This window comes from Mangrovibacterium marinum, from assembly GCF_003046625.1.
Lineage (GTDB): Bacteria > Bacteroidota > Bacteroidia > Bacteroidales > Prolixibacteraceae > Mangrovibacterium > Mangrovibacterium marinum.
The window spans coordinates 18454-40012 of record NZ_QAAD01000013.1; the positions used below are offsets into that span (position 1 = coordinate 18454).

Here is a 21559-nt window from a genome sequence, read left to right on the forward strand (position 1 = left end):
GTTTTCGATGAACGTTCCTCCACGAACACTTCAGAGCCTATTACTTTCGTTTCAACATTTTGCGCAAAGAGGATTCTTTGTCCTACCCGACGGGTTTTCATTTTTGTACTGACACAAAAACGAAACAATCGGCCCTTCATCCCAAAAAATCATGTAACTTATAGTGCATAAACGCAGATCTATTGCAATTTAGACGCATTCAAATAGGCTTTCCTCCAAAAAAGAATAACTTTGCCCGCTGAACTATGAAATGGGAATAGAAACTCAGGGGAATGCTTTATCGTAAAGTATTATCCTTGGGTCAGAACACGATACAAATGAATATTAAGAAACATTCTTTTCATATCCCGGTCATGGGACTGGGATACACTGTTGACACACCGGTAAAAGTTGCCCACTTGGGCATTTCGTCGGTGATTTCAATTGTCGACGACTTCCTGATTGAAAAAATGAGGGAATTTTACAGTCACAAGTTTAACCTGCCGTTTAACGAAATTTCAACAAAAGCAGAAGACTTTCGCGCCAAACGCATCACCGCTTACCTGAACATGGTTGACAAACTGGTTGGGGATAAGTTTGATGAGATGGTTGAAAATTTCCACCAGAAAAGCAGTGAACTCGAAAAATACTTCGAGCTTTTGCCCGATACCAAAAGCATCCGGGAAAAGTTTCATGCCATGATGGAAAATAAAAGCCTGGCCGACGTGAAAAGCTGGCTGCAAAAAAACCTGTCCAAAGGCGACATCGATGTGAACATCATGACCAAACTGGACAAGGTAAACTACCAGGACGGCGAAGCACTCCCCTCGGAGTTCAACGATGCTCATGCTGCTTTGCGCGGATTTGCAAACAGCACCTTAAGCTCGTCGCTGGTACTCTCGGCCGGGATGAACCCGCGCTTATACAGTTATGTTGAAAATTTCGACGATTTTTACCCCAACGCTCAAGGTGAATTTAAGAAGAAAATCACCCTGAAGGTTAGCGATTACCGCTCGGCATTGATTCAAGGCCGTTTTCTGGCCAAAAAAGGAATCTGGGTGTCGGAATACCGAATCGAGTCGGGGCTGAACTGTGGCGGACACGCTTTTGCCACCCAAGGCTATTTGCTGGGCCCCATTTTGGACGAATTTAAAGCCAAACGCAACGAGCTGGCCGAAGCCGTCTTCGCGGTTTTCCAAAAAGGATTGGAAGATAAAGGAAAAGCAACACTCGAGGCTATCCCGGAGATGAAAATCACGGCGCAGGGCGGTGTTGGCACACACGAGGAACACGCCTTTCTGTTGGACGAGTACCAACTGGACAGCATTGGCTGGGGAAGCCCGTTTATGTTGGTTCCGGAGGCCTGCCAGGTCGATAAATACAGCCAGGAACTACTGCGCAAATCGGGCGAAGATGATTTTTACCTGAGCGATGCATCGCCACTGGGCGTTCACTTTAACAATGTACGGGGCAGCAGCCAGCAAAAAGCAATTGAGCACACCCTGGCCGAAGGAAAAGTCGGCTTTCCGTGTACCAAACGCTACCTGGTGTTTAACACCGAGTTTACCGATCAGCCCATCTGTACGGCCTCACGCCGCTATCAGAACCTGAAAATCGACCAGATTCAGGCCAGCGACCTATCGGCCGAATGCAAACAAATGCAGATTGACAAACTGGCCGAAAAGGAATGTCTGTGCGAAGGCTTGACCAACTCGACCTACCTGGCCAACGAAATTGCGCCCGACAGTCCGCGCCGGGGCGTGAGTATTTGTCCGGGCCCCAATCTGGCTTACTTCGATAAAATAAGCAGTTTGAAGGATATGGTCGGTCATATTTACGGCAAATGCAACCTGCTGGAAGGCGTTAAACGGCCAAACCTATTCGTGAAAGAGCTCCGGATGTATGTCGATTATCTGGAAAACAAACTCGACGAATTGAAGCATACCCCCGACGAGAAGCAGGCTTCGTATTATCGCTCGTTCCGCAAAAACATGCAGGACGGCATTGAATACTACCAGCAGCTTTTCACGAAGTACGACGCCAAAATTCAGGAAATGAAACAAGGCGCGGTTGCCGAGCTGGAAGCTATTAGTAAAAAAATTGCGGCTTTTTCAATTTAAGCCCATTGAACGAAAATAGAAAGCAGGATGAACCAACATCCTGCTTTTTTGTTGAAAGTCTTACTACCCAGAGGCGCTAAGCCGCAATGCCAGTAGCTGGTTTTGATTAGATGTGGATCGACAACCCGACAACAGGATATCAGTAGCACCAAAGGCAACACGAATATTCTCCCGTCCCGTACGGGACGGAATTTCCCTCTGTCGTCGTTAAGCTACCCAAATTGCATCCCTCCGGGATTGCAGGAAGCTTTTCGTTTGATTCCGGCCCCGATAAAACCAGGCCAACCGGTTCCCGACTTTTTGGCATTGATCAGAACTCCTTCTTGCTGGTTAATACTTTTGGAGATGACAACCCAACAACCACGACAACAGGACACCCCGGACAATCCGGATATCCCAAAATCCACGAGGTTCATTGATGTTGGTAATTCCAGGGAAGCACGGTTGTTTTTCTGAATGTTGATGAGAGCACAAAGGCCAGATCGCTACAAACCGGATGGATCTTTATTTTGGTCTAAAGCGATCCGCGCAGAATCAGCTTCGGAGCCAGCACTTCAAAAATCTTCTCTTTCGACACCACAAAGCGGGCGGCTTTGGCTCCCATCTCTGCAAAGTCGGCCGAGATCACGGTGATCCCCGCACCAACCAATTCCTTCAACGGGGTATCGTTGTAGGCGATCAGGCCAAGGTCCGAGCCCGTTTTCACCCCTTGTGCCTTGCAACTTTTGAGCAGATACACCAAGTCTTCTTCCTTAATGGTGAGATAAGCCTGCCCGGGCTGAACCGTCCGTTTCGACAAATCGTCGATCAGCTGGTGCTTTAGCTTATGTTCCTTGCAGAATGCATCGAAAGCCTTTACAAACTCAACCGGATGCGGAGTGCTTGCCGGAAATACCAGGTTAAACTGCCGGTAACTTTGCAGCCGGTCCACAACTTGCTTTAAACAAGCAATCGGTCCGGCCTGAAAATCCTGCGTGATATAGGAAATATCATCCCCATCGGGTGTTCCCATATCCAGAATCAACAGCTTGTTGGGATCAATTTTACGCACTACTTTTTCAAGACGGCTATGCTTAATATTCATCACAACATACATGCTGTAGCGGCCCAGGCTGTTCTGCACCAACTGATCGAACACATCGGGATTGTAATGGTGAAACAGCAAGTCGACGGCATAATTATCGGGCAAATTCGAGCGAAAACTGGTGTATAATTGCTCCTTAAAAGCACTGAAATCGTCCAGTAACATCATCACCCTAAAGGATACCGAATTCACAAAATAGCCTTTGGTTGGCGTCGACGAGATGATGCTGCGTTGTTTCAGAATGCTGTACGCTTTAAACACCGTATCGCGCGACACACCGCCCGACTTGCTCAGCTGATTCACCGACGGCATCAGCTCCCCCTCCTTCAGCACGCCGTTACTGATGGCCTCGGTAATGGCGTGCAACAACTGCTGAATTTTGGTTTGCGGCACCCCTTCGTCGTATTTAAATTGAAAGCCCATATTTCCATTTATAGTAAAAAAAGCCTGAACCGCAGATGCAACTCAGGCCAAAAATCCATCAACTTATCTGAATATAGCCGGCAACCAAAACATCCGGAAACGGATCGCCTTAGCTATTTTCGGAAGGCTGCACAGCGCGTCCTCCCGCCTATTCAGGGCAAAAATACGATTTTCTGCAGAGAACAAAACCGCTTTACCACGCAGGACGCTGGTTTCGGTATTTAGATCTGCTCCGTTTTCAGTCCGCATAATAATGAATGGTAAAGGTGCGATACCCGTAAATGCCAATCACCACAAAACAGATCAGCGGAATCAGGAAGGATACATTTACTGCGGGTAAGCTCAGGATCGTTTCCCGATCGATAATATAAGCCTGAATTTTGGGCAGGAATGTTCCGCCAACGATCGACATGATCAGGCCGGCAGCTCCGAACTTGGCATCCTCGCCCATCCCGCGCAGAGCAATGCCGTAAATTGTTGGAAACATCAGCGACATACAGGCCGATATCCCTACCAGGCAGTACAAGCCGCGGATATCATGCAGGAAGATCGCGCCCAGCGACAAGGCAATTGCACCAACCGATAAAATCATCAGCAGACGTCCCGGGCGGATATACTTCAACAAAAACGTACAAATAAAGCGGAAAACCAGGAAACAAGCCATGGCCACAATATTATAAGCCTGTGCTTTTTGAGCAGCATCGCCGGCAGTCATTCCAAATTGCTCCATAAAAATACGCTGTCCGTATTGCACGATAAACGTCCAACACATAATTTGAGCACCGACATAGAAAAGCTGCGCCACAACCCCTTCGTAATAGCGGGGAACCCGAAGCAAGTTCTTCAATGCTTCCCAGAGGTTTAAGTCGTGCGACGACTCTTCGTTCCGGGGCATTTTAGTCAACAGGATAATTAGAAACACCGCAATAATCACCCCGCCAATTGCCACATAAGGGGAACTCAAAATGTCCAGATCGTGACTTTTTACCGTCTCAAACTGCTCAGGGCTGAGCAATGCCCGTTCTTCGGCTCCCCGCGGATCGAGACGTGCCTGAATGAAAGTTTTGGCCACAAACATTCCGGTTAGCGAGCCCATCGGGTTAAAGGCCTGCGCCAGGTTCAATCGCCGTGTTGCTGTTTTATCGGCTCCCATAAACAAAATGTAGGGATTGGCGCTGGTTTCCAGAAACGACAAACCGCAGGTCATCACAAAATAGGCAATCAAAAAAGGATAATACTGCCCAATAGCATTGGCCGGAATAAACAAAAGGGCACCGGTAGCATAAAGCCCCAAGCCCATCAGGATACCCGATTTATACGAATATTTCCGAATGTAAAAGGCGGCAGGAAACGCCATGGCTCCATAGCCCCCGTAAAACACCACCTGTACCCAGGTTCCGCCTCCTACCCCCATATTAAAGATGCGGGAGAAGGCTTCGACCATCGGGTTGGTAATATCATTGGCAAAGCCCCAAAGGGCAAAGCAACTGGTTATAAGTACAAACGGAAGGATATATTCCGCTTGTACTATTTTTTCTTTGGTTCTCACGTTAGGTTTGTTTTAGTTGTTATTGGTTTAGTGATCAATCAAAAGCATCTTTTAAATCATAAACTGAAACGCCAAGAATCTTCGTTGCAATTTCGTTCAAATCATCTTCACTTCCTTCAAAGTGATAAGTGCGCTGAATGTGAATATGACTTTGGCCCGGCTTAAGCTGAAGGGCCTCGGAGGATGACTCAAGCTCGTAAAAAGGTCCAAGCTGCTGGCCATTTTCCAGGGGACCATCGTTGTAGGCATTGATCAGATCTCCGCCAAACGGTTTTTCCTGCTCTTCGCCCCAGGCTGAATTTACATAGTCGGTGGCCTGCGGGTTAATGGTTGTTTCGAGAATGGTCAGACGATGATTTATCCAATCGTAGCTTCCCAGGTAGCGTTTGGCTATGGAAGGTGGAATACCCAGTTTACTGCGAAAACGCCCGTCAGCCTTAAACAGCAGATAGCCATCGCGAACTTTCAGCCGATCGGCCGGAATTTCGCCAAAATAATCTGTTTTAAGGGCTGCGTCGGCCTCTCCATCTTTAAACGGCACAATAGCCACCACGTCGGGCGACGGATTGTACATCGACAACATCCAGATGGAAGGCAAGCCGGTTGCTTTTTCCCAGGCTGTTTGGCCCGCATTCTGCACCTGATTGAGCGACTCGTAGGCCACAGTCCGCACCGACGGCCCGATTTTACAGTTTAAGACAAAGTCAATTTCATCGGGTAAAATAATGCCCACCCGGCGCGTCACGGCCAGTTCAAATTCCGTTTCGGCATAATTTTTCAGCTTAAACGCTTTATACAAAGTCACCATCTCGGGCATCACTTCCTGAACTTCCCAGGCCATCGTATCCAGTGCTTGCGGCACCCGCCAGTTAGCCATGGTTTGAGCCTTTTCCTTGTCGAAAAAGAATGCAAACGGCCCACCCTCGGGACCAAGCCAAAAGCGTTCTTCGCCACCGAAAGCATTAAACTGTTCCGAGCGTTCTTCTGATGCAAATAGCTCATGGTTAACCCATCCAAACGAGTAGCCGCTTTCTCCGGTAGCAGTGCTGGTCATTACACGTCCCTGCAAGTCAGGAGCAACCAACACGCGCGATGATTCCCCGACGAGTTCAACAACTGTTTGATGTTTTTGGATCCACTCCAAATCGTAACCGTATTGTCCTTTTTGATATGTCATGAAGTAATTTTAATATAGGAATAATGGAAGCCTGCGGCCTGTTGGCCACAAGCTTCAAAACTCGGCTAAAGATAAAACTCCTTCTTCGAATCAGGCAAAAAGAGGCCCGTAAGTTTGACAAGCCTTATAGTCGGCTGCTTCCGGATCCATGCCGAAAGAAGCCCAGGCACTGGGTCGGAAAATGGCTGCGTCGGCCACATTGTGCATACAAACCGGAATCCTTAAAATAGAAGCCAGCGTGATCAGATCGGCTCCAATATGTCCATACGAAATGGCCCCATGATTGGCTCCCCAATTGGCCATCACGCTGTAAACATCTTCGAAAGCTCCCTGCCCGGTTAAACGCGGAACAAACCAGGTTGTCGGCCAGGTGGGGTTTGTGCGTTCATCCAGTACCTGATGCACATCGTCGGGAAGCTCAACAGTCCAACCTTCAGCAATTTGAAGAACGGGACCCAGCCCTTTAACCCAGTTTACCCGCGACATGGTAACCGGCATTTCGCCTGCTGTTTTAAACAGCGAGGAGAAGCCACCACCCCGGAAATAGCCTAAATCGGCGGGGCTCCAAAGGGTATTTTCAAGGCAGGAAGCCGCATCTTCTTCGGTAATATCCCAATAGGGTTTCATCAGCGGATTACCTGCTGAGTCTTTCTGACGCGCTGTGGCATCCAGGGTCGTCGATCCGGAGTTGATCAGGTGAATGATCCCATCTTTGGCCAAGCCAGTCAGCGCTTTCCCGGTGACCCGTTTTACCGACTCGGGGCTCCAGTAGGTCCGAACATCCGAGAAAATCTGGGCCGTGTTTGTCAGCAAGTGGCCAAATAGCATGGGTACGGCATTCAGGCTGTCATTTTCGGTTGCAAAAACAAAAGCCTCCCGAATGCCATTCCAGTCAAACGACGAATTCAACATCGCCTCGGTAAAGTCCGCATTCGGATAGTAATCGGTCCATTGCCGCTGGCCTTGAAAACCTCCGCTGATGGCATTATGCCCCTTGGCTTCCTCGCCATAGCCCATCTCTGCCAACTTGGGATTTCCAACCATCAGGTCGCGGCAAATGAGCGTCATTTTCACAACGGTCTCCCACTCCCAGTCTTTACGTTGCCGGTTACGTTGAGCAGCCGGGTCGTTCCGGTCTTCACCTTCGGCACAGTTTTCTTTCACCCAAGCCAGAGCCTTTTCAAATTCGTCTTTATCGAAAATACCGTGATCGATCCGTCGTTTAACTTCAATCGATTCCACAAATTCGGTCCGCATGCCCAGGTAGTCCTGGAAAAAATCGGGATTGACCATTGAACCGGCAATTCCCATGGATGTGTAGCCAATTGACAGGTACGATTTTCCTTTCATCTGCGCCACCGCCAAGGCAGCACGGGTAAAACGAAGAATTTTTTGTTTCACATCATCGGGAATTGTTTCGTCGCCGGCATCCTGAACGTGGCGTCCGTAAATGCCAAAAGCAGGCATTCCTTTTTGAGTATAACCAGCCAGGGCTGCTGCCAAATAAACCGCTCCGGGGCGCTCGGTACCATTGAATCCCCAAACCGCTTTCGGAATGGTCGGGTCAGCATCCATAACCTCGGTGCCGTAACACCAGCACGGAGTTACCGTTAGCGACACCGCAACCCCTTCCCGATTAAACTTGTCGGCACAGGCTGCGGCATCGGCCACACCGCCAATCGTGGTGTCGGCGATTACACATGCTACTTTTTCGCCGGATGGAAAGCGTAAATTCTCCGATATTAAAGCCGCGGCGGCTCTGGCCATATTCATGGTTTGCTCTTCGAGCGACTCGCGGACTCCGAGTTCTCGCCCATCGATAACCGGTCGGATACCCACCTTGGGCAGACGGCCTATTAAGCGTTTTGTCATCTTGATTTGATTTTATTGGTTTGTTATATTGTGCTGTACTGTGCTGCAATTTAATTCATTTTCTTTTAGCCTGTTTTCTGCTAATAAACATTTTTTATCCTTAGATTTGCGACCATCCCTAAACTTCAAAACGTCATCATTAAGACTGAAAAATGACAATAAGACTGAAATTTTTATTATAAAAAATAAAAATCAACTAAATAAAGCTCTTTTTAATGTTCTTAGTAAAATTGAAATTACACTGGCAAATCCTGATTGCCTTGGTTCTTGCAGTTGTCATCGGTTATTACGGCGGCGAAAATGTGAAGTATGTCGCCTGGATGGGCGATATTTTTCTGCGACTGCTAAAAATGATCATCATTCCACTCATTTTCAGCTCTATTGTTAGCGGTGTCACCAGTATGGGCGGTAGTAAAAACCTGGGGCGTTTAGGGATTAAAACCCTTGGTTATTATTTAACAACATCGCTGCTGGCCATTGTTACCGGTCTGTTTTTGGTCAACCTCATTCAACCCGGGAAAGGTGCCGAGCTGGGGCTGCAACAAAGTGCAACTGCATTTGAGCAACAAGATCCCTCGCAGCTATCGAACATTTTTATGCGCATGATTCCGGAGAATATCTTTCAATCCTTGTTTAAGGGCGATATCCTGTCAATTATATTCTTTGCGGTCATGTTCGGTTTTTTCATCAATGCGGCCAAAACCAAATACCAACAAAGCCTGGTTACTTTTTTCGACAGCATTTTCGAGGTAATGATGAAAATGACCTTGTTCATTATCCGATTTACGCCGCTTGGTATTCTGGGAATTGTTGCCATTGAAGTTTCGAAAAATGCAGATCAGCTCACTGATATTGCCGGAAGTATGGCCATTTATATGCTAACGGTTGTATTGGCCTTATCCATTCATGCCTTTATAACCCTGCCTGTGCTGATGAAGTTCATCGGCAAGGCCAAACCATACAAACATTTAAAAAATATGGTATCGCCCCTGTTAACGGCGTTTTCAACCTCATCGTCGAGTGCGACCTTGCCACTAACCATCGAGGCCGTTGAAAACGACAGTGGTGTTTCCAACAAAATCACAAGCTTCACCTTGCCCCTGGGAGCCACCATCAATATGGACGGAACAGCGCTGTACGAATGTGTGGCAGCCATGTTTATAGCCCAGGTCTATGGCATCGACCTGAGTTTCTCGCAGCAGGTTGTGGTTGTGGTAACTGCTTTGCTGGCATCGATCGGTGCAGCAGGGATCCCCATGGCCGGCCTGGTGATGATTACCATTATTTTATCTGCCGTGCACCTGCCGCTTGAAGGAGTGGGCCTGATTTTGGCCGTAGATCGTATCCTGGATATGTACCGCACGTCGATCAATGTGTGGAGCGATAGCTGCGGCGCTGTAATTATTGCCAAGAGTGAAGGCGAAAAAACCAACATTTAAGCAGTCCTGAGGGACTGGCGGAAACAAAAATTCCCGAATTGCTGCTGAAAGCGATTCGGGAATTTTTGTTTTTATTTTAAATCTGCACCAGTCCTAATTGGCATCCGAGTAAAACTCGTTCAACGAGATAATCTCGCTCAAATTACAAACGGGACAGTTGTTGTCAGTTTCAACAAAGCGGTTAAACTTAGCGTTACAATTATTGCAGTAAAACCAGTTTTCGTCGAAATGAAAGTTTCCACCACGGATCACCAAATCTTTTCCTTCCACCATCGACTGAGCGACCTTATTGCGGGCCGACTCATAAATACGCGTTAATGTAGGACGAGAAACTTCCATACAAACCGCAGCTTCTTCCTGAGTCATATTCTCATAGTCCAGCAACTTAATGGTTTCGTACTCTTCAAAAAACAGAACGACCTGCTCAGATCTGTTCTTGGGTCCGTAAACCGACAAGCCTTTAATGGCAGGCGGAGCTAATAATCGGCGATCTCTTTTTTTACGTGGCATTACAGTTGATTTATCTTGTTTAACAAATAATGATCGGCTAATACCAAAGCGGCCATCGCTTCAACAATGGGCACAGCTCGCGGAAGCACACACGGATCGTGTCGTCCTTTGGGGTTGATAACCGTTTGGTTGGAATCGCGATCAACCGTTTGCTGTTCCTTCAACAAGGTTGCAATCGGTTTAAAGGCGACATTAAAATAGATATCCTCACCATTGGATATTCCTCCCTGTATACCTCCGGAATTGTTCGTTTTTGTGCGTATTCCGTTTTCAGTTTTCACAAAGATATCATTATGATCGGATCCTGAAAGTTTTGTTCCTTCAAAACCGGAGCCATATTCAAATCCTTTAACGGCATTAATGCCCAACATGGCATGGCCCAAATCGGCATGCAGTTTATTAAAGACCGGTTCGCCCAAGCCTGCCGGAACGCCTTGAACAACGCCCTGGATAACGCCTCCAACGGTATCGCGATCTCTTCCGGCTTCTTCAATCCGGGCGATCATTTTATCGGCCACAGCTGGGTCGGGGCACCGTACAATATTGGAGTCAATCTGTGTTAAATCCAGATCCTTATAGCTTTTTTCGAGCTCAACCTCCCCCACTTTTTTCACAAAAGCATCGATACGGATCCCCTGTTGCTTAAGCAGCAGTTTTGCAATAGCTCCGGCAACAACGCGTGCAATTGTTTCGCGAGCCGACGAGCGGCCTCCTCCGCGATGATCACGACTTCCATATTTCTGAATGTAAGTATAATCGGCGTGCGAGGGACGAAATACATCCTTCAGATTGTTGTAATCGTTCGAATGTTGATCTTTGTTCCACACGATAAAGCCAATCGGTGTTCCCTGGGTTTTGCCTTCAAAAATACCTGATAAAAATTCAACCTGGTCGGCTTCTTTGCGCTGAGTGGTAATTTTCGATTGACCGGGTTTGCGTCTGTTTAATTCACGCTGAATGAATTCCATATCAATTTCCAAACCGGCGGGACATCCGTCAATTACGCCGCCGATACCGCGGCCGTGGGACTCACCAAAAGAAGTTAACCTAAAAATTTGTCCGAAGCTATTCATTGTTTAGTTTTAGAACCTTGCCGCCCGAAAGCGGCAAGGTTTATCGAGAATAAATTAGTTGTTCTGCGTTCAATTAGCAGCCGCAACCACAGCCACCGTTTGAGCTTTCTGTAGAGCATGACTCGTCGTCGCATCCGCAACCGCTTCCACAGCTTGACTCGTCGCCGCAACCACAGCCGCTTCCGCAACCGCCTTGTACTGTTGCTGCAATTTCTTCATCGGTTGCCTGGCGTACTTCCAGAATATCGCCGCTGAAGAATAAATCTTCGCCAGCCAAGGGGTGGTTGAAGTCCATTTTCACCGTTTCGTCCGTAATTTCCAGCACTAAACCATTCATGCGCTGACCATTAGAGCTCATCATTGGCACCGTGTTTCCAACTTTAATGATTTCATCGTCGAATTTACCGTCCATGATGAAGATCGTTTTGGGAAGATCTACAATGGCATTTTCGTCAATTTCGCCGTAAGCTTCAGCGCTTTTCAAACTTATATTGAATGCTTTACCTTGTTCCATTCCTTCCAGCAGAGCTTCAAATTTAGGCAACATCAGCCCCGCTCCGAAAACAAAAGTCAATGGTTTCTCGGCAGTAGCCTGTTCAATCATTTCTCCTTCTGCGCTTCCGATTCTCAGATCATAAGTCAGAGAAACCATTTTGTTTTTTGAAATAACCATATCAAATTATTTAGATTGATTTTTAATAATTAAACTGCAAAGAAATAAAATTCACACAGATAATAAAATACGACCTGTGTTCAATTTTTTGTATTTAAAGATAACATCACAAAACGACATTGGTTTAGGATGCGAAAGCTTCATTTTAATTTGCTCGCCAATAAACCGGGAGGAAAGCACTTTAAATAATTTGGACGCTAAAAACACGAAGCCGGTTTAGTTATCATACCAGCTTCTGTTCTTATTGATTTTCAAATCTTTCAACATCGACGACGAAGCATTGAGCGAGAAGCTGTAGCTACGACGCTGACCAAAGGGCACAAAGTTGAAGCTCATACTGAAACAGTGCAGCGACCGGGACACATTGAAGGTGGTAAATGAGAACTCTCCGGCCTGAATATCGAAGTTGGTAGTCATCGACATATTCCACTTTTCAGTCAGGCTCAGACGACCGTTAAAGTTCACACTTTGGTTGATCGTTGACTCCCGGAACGGATTGGGTTTAGAGTAGCTCATCGAATAGTTCATGCTAAACTCCCAGGGAATACTGAAATCGTAGTACTGCGGGCCAAACTGCGTCATAACCGGCATCTCATCTTGCTCATCGTCAAAGAAATCATCGTCCCCGGCTGGCTTTTGTCCGCCTTGCGCACCCTTGCTCCCGCTATTGCTGTCCTTTTTATTTTTAGATTTAAAATTCAGGCCAAACGATAGGTTTGCATTGGTCAGCCTCCCCAGTTTCCCTAAGCCGGAACGTTGATTCCACGCGAACTGGTTGATCCGACTTGTTCCAGCAGCATTGGTCATATAGGGGTCTACCGTGCCACCGAAGTTGATACTTACGCCCTTAATGGTCGTTCGCCCGCGGATACTGATTGTACTCAGATTCAGCGAGTCGGCAATCAGGTTGTAAGATCCGCTGAAGCTTAAATTATCCAGGATCTTTAATTTCTGATATTTATCTTTTTCATCCGAGTCATCAACGCTGGCTGTGTCGCTCTTAGCCGCAACTTTGGCTTCAATATTATTGGCTAAGCTGAAGTTTATAGATCCGCTTTTCCCGCGTCCGGCATTGCCGTAGACACTGTTCGAAAAACGGTCAAAATATTTCATTTCTCCCTTTTCGTTATAATAAGTATCCCAAAAACCGTACTTGGCGGCCGAAAAATCCGGACGATAGCTAAACGATACCGATGGCGTAACTTTGTGACGAATAGCCTTTAACCGCGAATTCGGATTCTTCATAATGTACATCCCATAGATGGTCGTGGATGCACTCAGGGCATACGAATAATCGTAGTTTCGTTTTAAGCCATACACGGTATCAACCAACAGTTCTTCCTGCATGGTGGAATGGTTAAACACATAGTGTGATTTCAGTTTGCTGGTAGCCCAGCGCTCTTTATAACTAAACGAAGGGCTGAAATTGATAAACTTCAGCAGGCTAAAACTCGGCAAAGTAATCGGAATAGAGTGTTGCCAACCATTTTGCCAGTCTTTCACCAAATCCTGCTGTAAAATTTCATCTTCCTTAGCCTTCACATAGTTTTTAATGTTACCGGTATAGCCAACGCTGATTTTCTCCCAAAACTTGAGTTTACCGCTTCTGTTTTTAGCGCGAAACGGATATTGCTTGGTCATGTTAAACGTCATGATCGGCAGGCTGAGCGCCATGGTTGAATCGGACGAATTTTGCGTATGGGTAATGTTTGCCGACATACTAAACGGGCTGTTTTCCCATTTTTTGCTATATGAAATACTCGACGACTTGGTTGAACTCAGGTACGAATACACATCGGTCGAGTTCTCCTTGTCGTAACTGCTGGTCGATAGGTTTACACTTGCCGAAAAACTCTGGTTCGGGTTGGCTTTACTGTCCTGTGAATGCGACCATTTTACGCTGAAACCTTTTGTTTTCGAATAGTCGGGCAGCCCTTCCTCGCTGTATTTATTAATATTATAGGCGGCACTAAAGTTTCCGGAGAATTTGTAGCGCTTTTTATAGTTACTGCTGATATAAGTTGCCCACGAACCTTTGCTGTAAATGTCTCCCTTCATGGTCAGGTCGAAGTACTGGCTGGCAGCCCAATAATATCCCCCGTCGCGCAAAAAGAACCCACGGTTGTTTTCCTCACCATAAGTAGGAATAATAATACCCGACGAATAACTTGGCGAATTGGGAAAAAATCCAAACGGCAAAATCGGAAAGTAAATCGGAAAATCTTCCAGCACCATATAAGCCGGGCCGGTAATAATTTTCTTATTCGAAATCACCTTTGCCTTGGTCATTTTCAGGTAAAAGTGCGGATGATCGGCATCACAAGTGGTATACTTCCCATTCTTCAGAATGAAGGCATCCTTATCCACCTTTTTGGTTCGTTCGCTGTGTACATAGCCTTCGCCCTGCTCGGTCTTCACATCTTCAATAATCCCTTTTTGCGACTTGAAGTTATAGCGCAGGTTTTTACATTCAAACTCATCGGTACCATCCTTAAAGATGGGCGCTCCCTGCACGACTCCGGCAGTATCGGCCAAGCCCTCGGCATACACCTCTTTGGTATTCAGATCCAATATGATGTAATCGGCCGTAAGCTCAATATTTTCATAGGTTACTTTTCCTTCCTTATACAAATACACCTTTTGACCATCGAGCGACACAATGATTGAGTCGGTTGCATTATAATTGATTGTTGCTTCGAGCACCGGTTTCTCATCGTTGGCTTCAACCGCCAGGGAGTCGGCAGCTAAGGTGTCGACCGGCAAAGCGGCAACATTGGTCAGGGGTTGCATCAAGCTTGTGTCGGGCGCTATACTAACCAGAGAATCGTGAAAGTCAAGTTCTTCGAAAATCAGTTGAGGCTTTTCCTGTGCTTGCAAACCTATGCTGGTGATAATAAAAAGATATATAAGCAGTTTCTGTTTCAAAATACCCTATTTAGTTGCCTTGTTTGGCTGATCGGATTGCAAAAATAAAAATTCATCGCCTAGATTAAGGTTAACGATTAAAAAATAATATGAATATTTCTATTTTTACCTAAGCTAATCAATAATTGACAGATGAGAAACGCTGCTTACTTTTTAGCATTTATAGTTGTCATCCTCGTGGCCGCACCAGTAAAGATACAGGCTAAAAGTATTTCAAAAAAGAAATTTACCATTGTAATCGACCCCGGACATGGCGGCCACGATCCGGGGGCCATGTACCAAAGGATCAAAGAAAAGAACATTGTCCTGAACCTGGCCATCAAACTGGGACGTTACATCGATCAGGAAATGCCGGATGCGGCAGTCATCTACACCCGCAACAGCGATGTGTTTATTCCGCTCCACAAACGGGCCGAAAAGGCCATCAGTTCCAAAGCCGATCTGTTTTTGTCCATCCACGCCAATTCGTGTGCCAGCCCGTCGGTTAGCGGCACCGAAACCTTTGTGCTGGGGATGCACCGAACAAAAGAAAACCTGGAGGTGGCCAAAAAGGAAAATGCGGTGATCTTAATTGAAGATGACTATTCAACCCGCTACCAGGGCTTCGACCCGAACTCATCCGAGTCGTATATCATCTTCGACCTGGTACAGGAAGAATACTTTGCCCAAAGCCTGAGTGCTGCAGCACTTGTCCAGAATCAGTTCAAAAACCAAGCCCGCCGAACCGATCGCGGGGTTAAACAAGCAGGATTCCTGGTATTGCGCGAAACCAGCACGCCGAGCATCTTAATTGAGGTGGGCTACTTAAGCAATAAGCAAGAAGCAGCCTACCTGAACTCTGAAAAAGGTCAGAGTGAATTAGCCAAAGCCATTTGCCAGGCTGTAAAAACATACAAAACCAACTACGAGCAAAAAAGCGACATTGCGCTTGTCCCTCTGGTTGAAAACGAGACTGCTATCGGTAAAGCCATGAATCCGGACCAGCCCACCAGCAAGCCGGAAAAGCATCAGAGCAACAAACAGACTTCGACCTCGGCCAAAGCTCCGCCACAAGCCCTTTACTACGCGGTGCAGATTGCCGTCACCCACCAAAAGCTGGCACTTCGCCCCGACAACTTCAAGGGATTAGAAAATATTCACATTCAGCATGCAAACGGGCTATATAAATACTATTACTGCAAGGAAACCGATTGGGCCCAAATCGAGGTCCGGAAAAATGAAGCCCGAAAGGCCTACAAGGATGCCTTCATCACAGCCTTTTTCGATGGCAAACAAATTTCGCTGGACCAGGCCCGAAAGCTGACAGAACGCTAGTTTCGGAGCCGTTTCTTGTTTTCTAAAGCAAGGCTTACTAATATTGCATAATATACACCGGCTAATTTCGACAGCCCAAACCAAGCCAAAACGCAAAAATCATCAACATGAAAATTTCAAAATACACCAAACTAGGCGCTTTAATCATTTTCAGTATTGCCGTATTTTTATGGGGAATAAACTACCTGAAAGGAGTCGACTACCTGAATACCAATACGACTTATTACGCCACGTACGATCATGTTGACGGATTATTAAAATCCAGCGCAGTAACCCTGAGTGGTTTCCAGGTTGGCCAGGTAAAGGACATTCATTTTTCCGATCAGAATGACGGATCACTGATTGTCGCGTTTTCAATTGAAGGCGATCTGAAAATCCCCAAGGGAACCGAAGCTCGCATTATTTCGAGCGACTTGATGGGCACCCGGTCAATCAAGCTGCTTTTTAGCGGGAACAACCAATTTTATTCCGAATCGGACACCATCCCCTCGAGCATAGAAGGAGATTTAAAAGAACAAGTCAGTATGCAAGTGCTGCCACTAAAAAACAAAGCCGAGCAACTTCTGGCTTCGCTCGACTCGGCCATCACGGTAATCACCTATGTGTTTAACCCGGAGGCGCGCCAAAACCTGTCCGAAAGTTTCGCTCATATCAACCAAACCATCATTAACCTGGAAAGCGCATCGGCACAACTGGACTTTTTGCTGCATTCGGGAACAACCGACATACAGGCAACCATGACCAACTTTAATAAGCTAAGCACAAGCCTGGCCGCCAGCTCGGATGATTTTTCGGCCATTGCCGGGAATTTGGCCAATATTACCGACAGCATTTCCTCGGTTAACCTGAAAGAGATGTTTACCAATATGGCTGAAAGCTCAACGGGAATCAATGAAATAATCGCCAAGGTCAATTCGGGTGAAGGATCTGCGGGATTACTGATGAACGATCCGGAATTATATCAGAATTTGACCCAACTAAGCCTAAGCCTGGATTATTTGCTAAAAGATATACGCAACAATCCCAAGCGCTATGTGCACTTTTCGGCGCTCGACTTTGGCCGGAATGTCTATATCAACTCCGATGAATCGGACGCTGCCGGAAATTCGCCATACACCTTTAAAGTACATCTAATATCGAGCCCCGACCGATTAAATGTGAACAGTCCGCTCTTTGCCGGCTTTTCGCAAGTTGAAGAAAGCGAGATCTCGGGAGTTTATAATTATTCAATCGGAAATACCTCGGATATTACCAAAACTTATCAACTATTGGAAAAAGCGCAGGCTAACTTTCCCGATGCAAGCATCATTGCCTTGAAAAACGGGCATCGTGTCAAATTGGACAAAGCACTACGCAAGGCGTCGAAATAACTCATAGTCATAACATATATTTAACCGAACCTTTCTAAACTCCTTAATCCACGGGAGTTAGAGAATACCGCAATGATAACATACTGACTATCAGGTTGTTGCATAGCATGATTTTTTTTACACTTTTTAAGTAGTTGAGTTTTATACCCTTTATGGTTATTCATAAAAAGTCAATAGGAAATTCATTTTTTTTATACTTTTTTTTTGAACACTTTTGTTGACGGGAAAAAAATAAAGGGAAAATTTTTGTCGAACTCAATATAAATCCTGCTATTCAAAATGACTAGTACTCATCTTGGTATATGGGATCGTTGTCTAAGTGTGATTCGTGATAACGTCCCATCGATTAGTTTTAAAACCTGGTTTGAACCGATTGTTCCGTTAAAGATCGACAATCAGGTATTGACCATTCAGGTACCCAGTCCGTTTTTCTACGAGTACCTGGAAGAACAATACATTGACCTGTTGCGCAAAACATTGCGCAAGGAAGTTGGTCAGGATGCTAAACTGGAATATGTAGTGGTTATGGGCAACCAAACAAATGCTCAGCCTTACACCGTTAAGTATCCAACAACCAACAACTCGAAAATACAGAACAAACCGCTGAATGTACCTTTAAAGACGGAGGGGAAACCGTCGATAAAGAATCCATTCATCATTCCGGGCATTCAGAAGCTACATGTTGACCCTCAGCTCAAATCGGATAACACATTCGAAAACTTTGTTGAGGGTGAATGTAACAGTTTAGCACGGGCTGCAGGATATGCTGTAGCTCAGAATCCGGGAGGAACAGCTTTTAATCCGCTGATGATTTTCGGAGCCTCGGGGCTAGGGAAAACCCACTTGGCTCACGCCATCGGTATCGAAGTAAAAGAGCGCTTTCCGGACAAAGTGGTACTTTACGTGAATGCGAACAAGTTTCAAACGCAATTCACCGAAGCTACCCGGAATAATAACCGCAACGACTTTCTGCATTTTTATCAGATGATCGATGTGTTGATCTTGGACGACGTTCAGGAGTTTGCCGGGAAAGAAAAGACTCAGGAAACCTTCTTCCACATCTTCAACCACCTGCACCAAAGCGGTAAGCAGCTGATTCTGACATCAGATAAGCCGCCCATCGAGTTGAAGGGAATGGAACAGCGTCTGTTATCTCGTTTTAAATGGGGATTAACAGCCGAGCTTCAGGTACCCGACTTCGAAACCCGTATCGAAATCCTAAAACGTAAAACCTACAAAGACGGGATTGAAATTTCGGACGAAGTGTTGGAGTACATTGCCTCGCACATCAGTAATAATGTGCGCGAGCTCGAGGGAGCTTTGGTTTCCCTGCTAGCTCAGTCGACACTGAACAAGAAAGAAATCACCATCGAGTTGGCCAGCGACATGGTCAACAAACTGGTAAAAAGCTCGAAACGCGAACTGTCGATCGACTACATTTCAAAAGTTGTATGCGATTATTTCAACCTTACGGTCGACAACCTTCAGGCCAAGACCCGCAAACGCGAGATTGTTCAGGCCCGCCAGTTAGCTATGTATTTCTCGAAAAGCATGACCAAATCCTCGTTGGCATCCATTGGATCGCAGATTGGAAATAAGGACCATGCCACAGTGCTCCATGCCTGCAAAACGGTCAACAACCTGATGGAAACCGACAAGAATTTCCGGAACTTTGTCGACGAGATTGAAAAGAAACTGAAAATGTAAAACAGATTAAGGCAGATCATTTGATCTGCCTTTTTTATCTTCGCAAAATGAGTGACTCTTATTTGACCATAGCAGCTCCAACCGAAGGAATCTTTAAAGACAAAGGCAGTAAATTTTTGGCCTATGCCTACCCGGTTGAGAGCGAAGATGAAATAAAAGAACTTGTTCAGCTATTAAAAAAGGAACACTACTCAGCCCGTCACCACTGTTATGCCTGGCGTCTGGGGGCCGACAAAACGCATTTCCGCGCCAACGACGACGGAGAACCTTCGTCAACCGCCGGGCGCCCCATATTGGGGCAAATACAGCGGCTCGATCTTACAAACGTACTGATTGTTGTGGTTCGCTACTTCGGCGGCACCTTACTCGGCGTTAGCGGCCTGATCAATGCCTATCGCGAAGCGGCAGTTGCTGCGCTGGAACAGGCCGAAATTGTGGAAAAATTGGTGGAGGAAAATTTTTGGGTTGAATTTGACTACCTGAATATGAACAGTGTGATGAAAGTTTTTAAAGATGAGAACCTGCCTCAAAAGAAGACTGATTTCGATTTACGTTGCAAAATAAAATCGGCCATTCGCCAAAACGAAGCAGAACGAATCTTCAGCCTACTGAATAATATTGAAGGAGTTCGGATAAACATCCTGTAGCTTTCCGATCGAATGTTAGTAAATAGGTAATAAATAGTGGCTCAAATTGTGGGGAAATAAAGAAATACACCATACTTTTGGATTTTAATGAATAGTACAGTTAATCGATATGATTTTTTCTTGAATGGGAACTACCACTCATGCATTATATCTCGGTTTCATCACTGTTCGTTTCAACTCAGCAAATACATTAAGCACATAGCTATATTTAAATATTTTACGACATTTAGAAAACCAACGGTGACTTTTGGTCCTGTTGGTTTTTTTATGTCTGGGTGTCACCTTATAAATGAAAATTATTGATGAAGAGAGATTTAATTTCCATCACAGATTATTCGAAGGAGGATTATCTTCGAATCATGGAATTGGCAGCGGATTTTGAGCGGAATCCGAACCAACGCCTGCTGGAAGGCAAAGTTGTTGCCTCGCTTTTCTTTGAACCTTCTACCCGCACCCGCTTGAGTTTCGAAACGGCAATCAATCGTCTGGGGGGACGAATCATCGGTTTTACCGATTCCAATTCATCCAGTGTTACCAAGGGCGAAACATTGCATGATACCATCAAGATGGTTTCGAACTATGCCGATTTAATCGTCATGCGACACCCACTGGAGGGCAGCGCCCGTTATGCGGCAGAGGTTTCGACCATACCGATTATTAATGCCGGCGACGGAGCAAACCAACACCCCACGCAAACCTTGCTCGATATGTATTCCATCCAGAAGACCCAGGGGCGGCTGGACAATATCAACATCTTCATGGTTGGCGACCTCAAGTACGGGCGTACGGTTCACTCCCTGCTAATGGCCATGTCGGAATTTGAAAACCCGATTTTTAATTTCATCGCACCGGAAGAACTGGAGATGCCCGAAGAATACAAAATCTTTTTACGCGACAAAGGAATTCGTTATTTCGAGCATCGCGAGTTCACCGACATCATCTCCGAGGCCGACATCGTTTATATGACCCGGGTGCAAAAAGAACGTTTTTCCGACCCGATCGAATACGAGCAGGTAAAGAATGTTTACATTCTTCGAAACAGCATGCTGGCCAATACCAAGCCGACCATGCGGATCTTACATCCCCTGCCGCGTGTAAACGAAATCCACACCGATGTCGACAGCAGCGAAAAAGCATACTACTTCCAACAGGCCCTAAACGGCATGTATACCCGAGAAGCAATTATTGCTCATACTTTGAACTTAAAATAAGCAGCCATGAGCGACAAAATAACCAAGAAATTAAAGTTAAAAGTAAGTGCCATCAGCGAAGGCACTGTGATTGATCATATCCCCTCGGAAAACCTGTTTAAAGTGATCTCCATCCTGGAGCTTGACAAAACCCCGAACATGATCACCTTTGGTGCAAACCTGGATAGTGGGAAACTGGATAAAAAAGCGATTATTAAAGTATCGCACCAGTTTTTTGCCGACGACGACATTAACCGGATTGCCCTGATTGCCCCCAATGCAAAACTCAACATTATTAAAGATTACGAAGTTGTTGAGAAGAAAATTGTGGAGGTTCCCGACCGGGTTGTGGGCATTGTCAAATGTTTCAACCCGAAATGTATTACGAACAACGAGCCGGTCACAACCTCGTTTAAAGTAATCGGCAAAGAACCACTGGCGCTGAAATGTAAGTACTGCGAAAAGATTACGCACGAACACCAGATGGTAATTAAGTAAGGACAAACA

The 21559-nt window shown here is 45.9% G+C and carries 16 protein-coding genes; 8 read left to right on the forward strand and 8 right to left on the reverse strand.

Translation table 11 applies throughout. The annotated features are described in order from the left end of the window. Positions 1-317 precede the first annotated feature (317 nt). A complete protein-coding gene (locus tag C8N47_RS12700; RefSeq protein ID WP_107822947.1) occupies positions 318-2099 on the forward strand; it encodes a hypothetical protein in 1782 nt (593 codons plus the stop codon). A gap of 514 nt (positions 2100-2613) precedes the next feature. Here C8N47_RS12700 and C8N47_RS12705 read toward each other — a convergent pair. From C8N47_RS12705 to C8N47_RS12725, 4 genes are all read right to left on the reverse strand, one after another. Then, positions 2614-3606 (reverse strand): GntR family transcriptional regulator, encoded by a 993-nt coding sequence (locus C8N47_RS12705; protein ID WP_107822948.1) that lies wholly within the window; start codon positions 3604-3606, stop codon positions 2614-2616. A 238-nt stretch (positions 3607-3844) separates the two neighbouring features. Then, positions 3845-5155 carry an L-fucose:H+ symporter permease gene (gene fucP / locus C8N47_RS12715; protein ID WP_107822950.1) on the reverse strand — a complete coding sequence of 437 codons (1311 nt, stop codon included), beginning with the start codon at positions 5153-5155 and terminating at the stop codon, positions 3845-3847. 34 nt (positions 5156-5189) lie between these two features. Beyond that, positions 5190-6332 (reverse strand): DUF6786 family protein, encoded by a 1143-nt coding sequence (locus C8N47_RS12720; protein ID WP_107822951.1) that lies wholly within the window; start codon positions 6330-6332, stop codon positions 5190-5192. Positions 6333-6422: 90 nt separating this feature from the next. Further along, a complete protein-coding gene (locus C8N47_RS12725; RefSeq protein ID WP_211316132.1) occupies positions 6423-8204 on the reverse strand; it encodes an L-fucose isomerase in 1782 nt (593 codons plus the stop codon). Between the two features lie 215 nt (positions 8205-8419). On the opposite strand from C8N47_RS12725, the gene C8N47_RS12730 reads away from it, so the two are divergent. After that, positions 8420-9643 (forward strand): dicarboxylate/amino acid:cation symporter, encoded by a 1224-nt coding sequence (locus C8N47_RS12730; RefSeq protein WP_107822952.1) that lies wholly within the window; start codon positions 8420-8422, stop codon positions 9641-9643. Positions 9644-9736: 93 nt separating this feature from the next. Here the strand turns inward: C8N47_RS12730 and C8N47_RS12735 are convergent, their stop codons facing one another. The 4 genes from C8N47_RS12735 to C8N47_RS12750 all read right to left on the reverse strand — a co-directional run bounded on the left by C8N47_RS12735 (position 9737) and on the right by C8N47_RS12750 (position 14824). After that, on the reverse strand, positions 9737-10153 hold the full coding sequence (locus C8N47_RS12735; RefSeq protein ID WP_107822953.1) for a DUF134 domain-containing protein: 417 nt from the start codon (positions 10151-10153) through the stop codon (positions 9737-9739). Further along, on the reverse strand, positions 10153-11226 hold the full coding sequence (aroC, locus tag C8N47_RS12740) for a chorismate synthase (RefSeq protein WP_107822954.1): 1074 nt from the start codon (positions 11224-11226) through the stop codon (positions 10153-10155). The genes C8N47_RS12735 and aroC overlap by 1 nt, the downstream gene beginning before the upstream one ends. 73 nt (positions 11227-11299) lie before the next feature. Then, entirely contained in the window at positions 11300-11899 is a 600-nt protein-coding gene (locus C8N47_RS12745; protein ID WP_107822955.1) for an FKBP-type peptidyl-prolyl cis-trans isomerase, read from the reverse strand. A gap of 216 nt (positions 11900-12115) precedes the next feature. After that, positions 12116-14824, reverse strand: a complete 2709-nt coding sequence (locus tag C8N47_RS12750) for a putative LPS assembly protein LptD (protein WP_146161524.1) — start codon at positions 14822-14824, stop codon at positions 12116-12118. Between the two features lie 132 nt (positions 14825-14956). On the opposite strand from C8N47_RS12750, the gene C8N47_RS12755 reads away from it, so the two are divergent. From C8N47_RS12755 to pyrI, 6 genes are all read left to right on the forward strand, one after another. Then, the gene (locus C8N47_RS12755; protein ID WP_107822957.1) at positions 14957-16138 is read left to right on the forward strand and encodes an N-acetylmuramoyl-L-alanine amidase family protein; all 1182 of its coding nucleotides are present in this window, start codon (positions 14957-14959) and stop codon (positions 16136-16138) included. Between the two features lie 107 nt (positions 16139-16245). After that, positions 16246-17508: an MlaD family protein gene (locus C8N47_RS12760; protein ID WP_107822958.1), complete on the forward strand. Its 1263-nt coding sequence runs from the start codon at positions 16246-16248 to the stop codon at positions 17506-17508. Positions 17509-17787: 279 nt separating this feature from the next. Beyond that, positions 17788-19215 (forward strand): chromosomal replication initiator protein DnaA, encoded by a 1428-nt coding sequence (gene dnaA / locus C8N47_RS12765; protein ID WP_107822959.1) that lies wholly within the window; start codon positions 17788-17790, stop codon positions 19213-19215. A 47-nt stretch (positions 19216-19262) separates the two neighbouring features. Continuing rightward, the gene (locus tag C8N47_RS12770; RefSeq protein ID WP_107822960.1) at positions 19263-19862 is read left to right on the forward strand and encodes an IMPACT family protein; all 600 of its coding nucleotides are present in this window, start codon (positions 19263-19265) and stop codon (positions 19860-19862) included. Between the two features lie 302 nt (positions 19863-20164). Beyond that, positions 20165-21073 carry an aspartate carbamoyltransferase gene (gene pyrB, locus C8N47_RS12775; protein ID WP_107822961.1) on the forward strand — a complete coding sequence of 303 codons (909 nt, stop codon included), beginning with the start codon at positions 20165-20167 and terminating at the stop codon, positions 21071-21073. 6 nt (positions 21074-21079) lie between these two features. Next, positions 21080-21550, forward strand: coding sequence for an aspartate carbamoyltransferase regulatory subunit (pyrI, locus tag C8N47_RS12780; protein WP_107822962.1), 471 nt, complete (start codon positions 21080-21082; stop codon positions 21548-21550). The last annotated feature ends 9 nt before the right edge of the window (positions 21551-21559 follow it).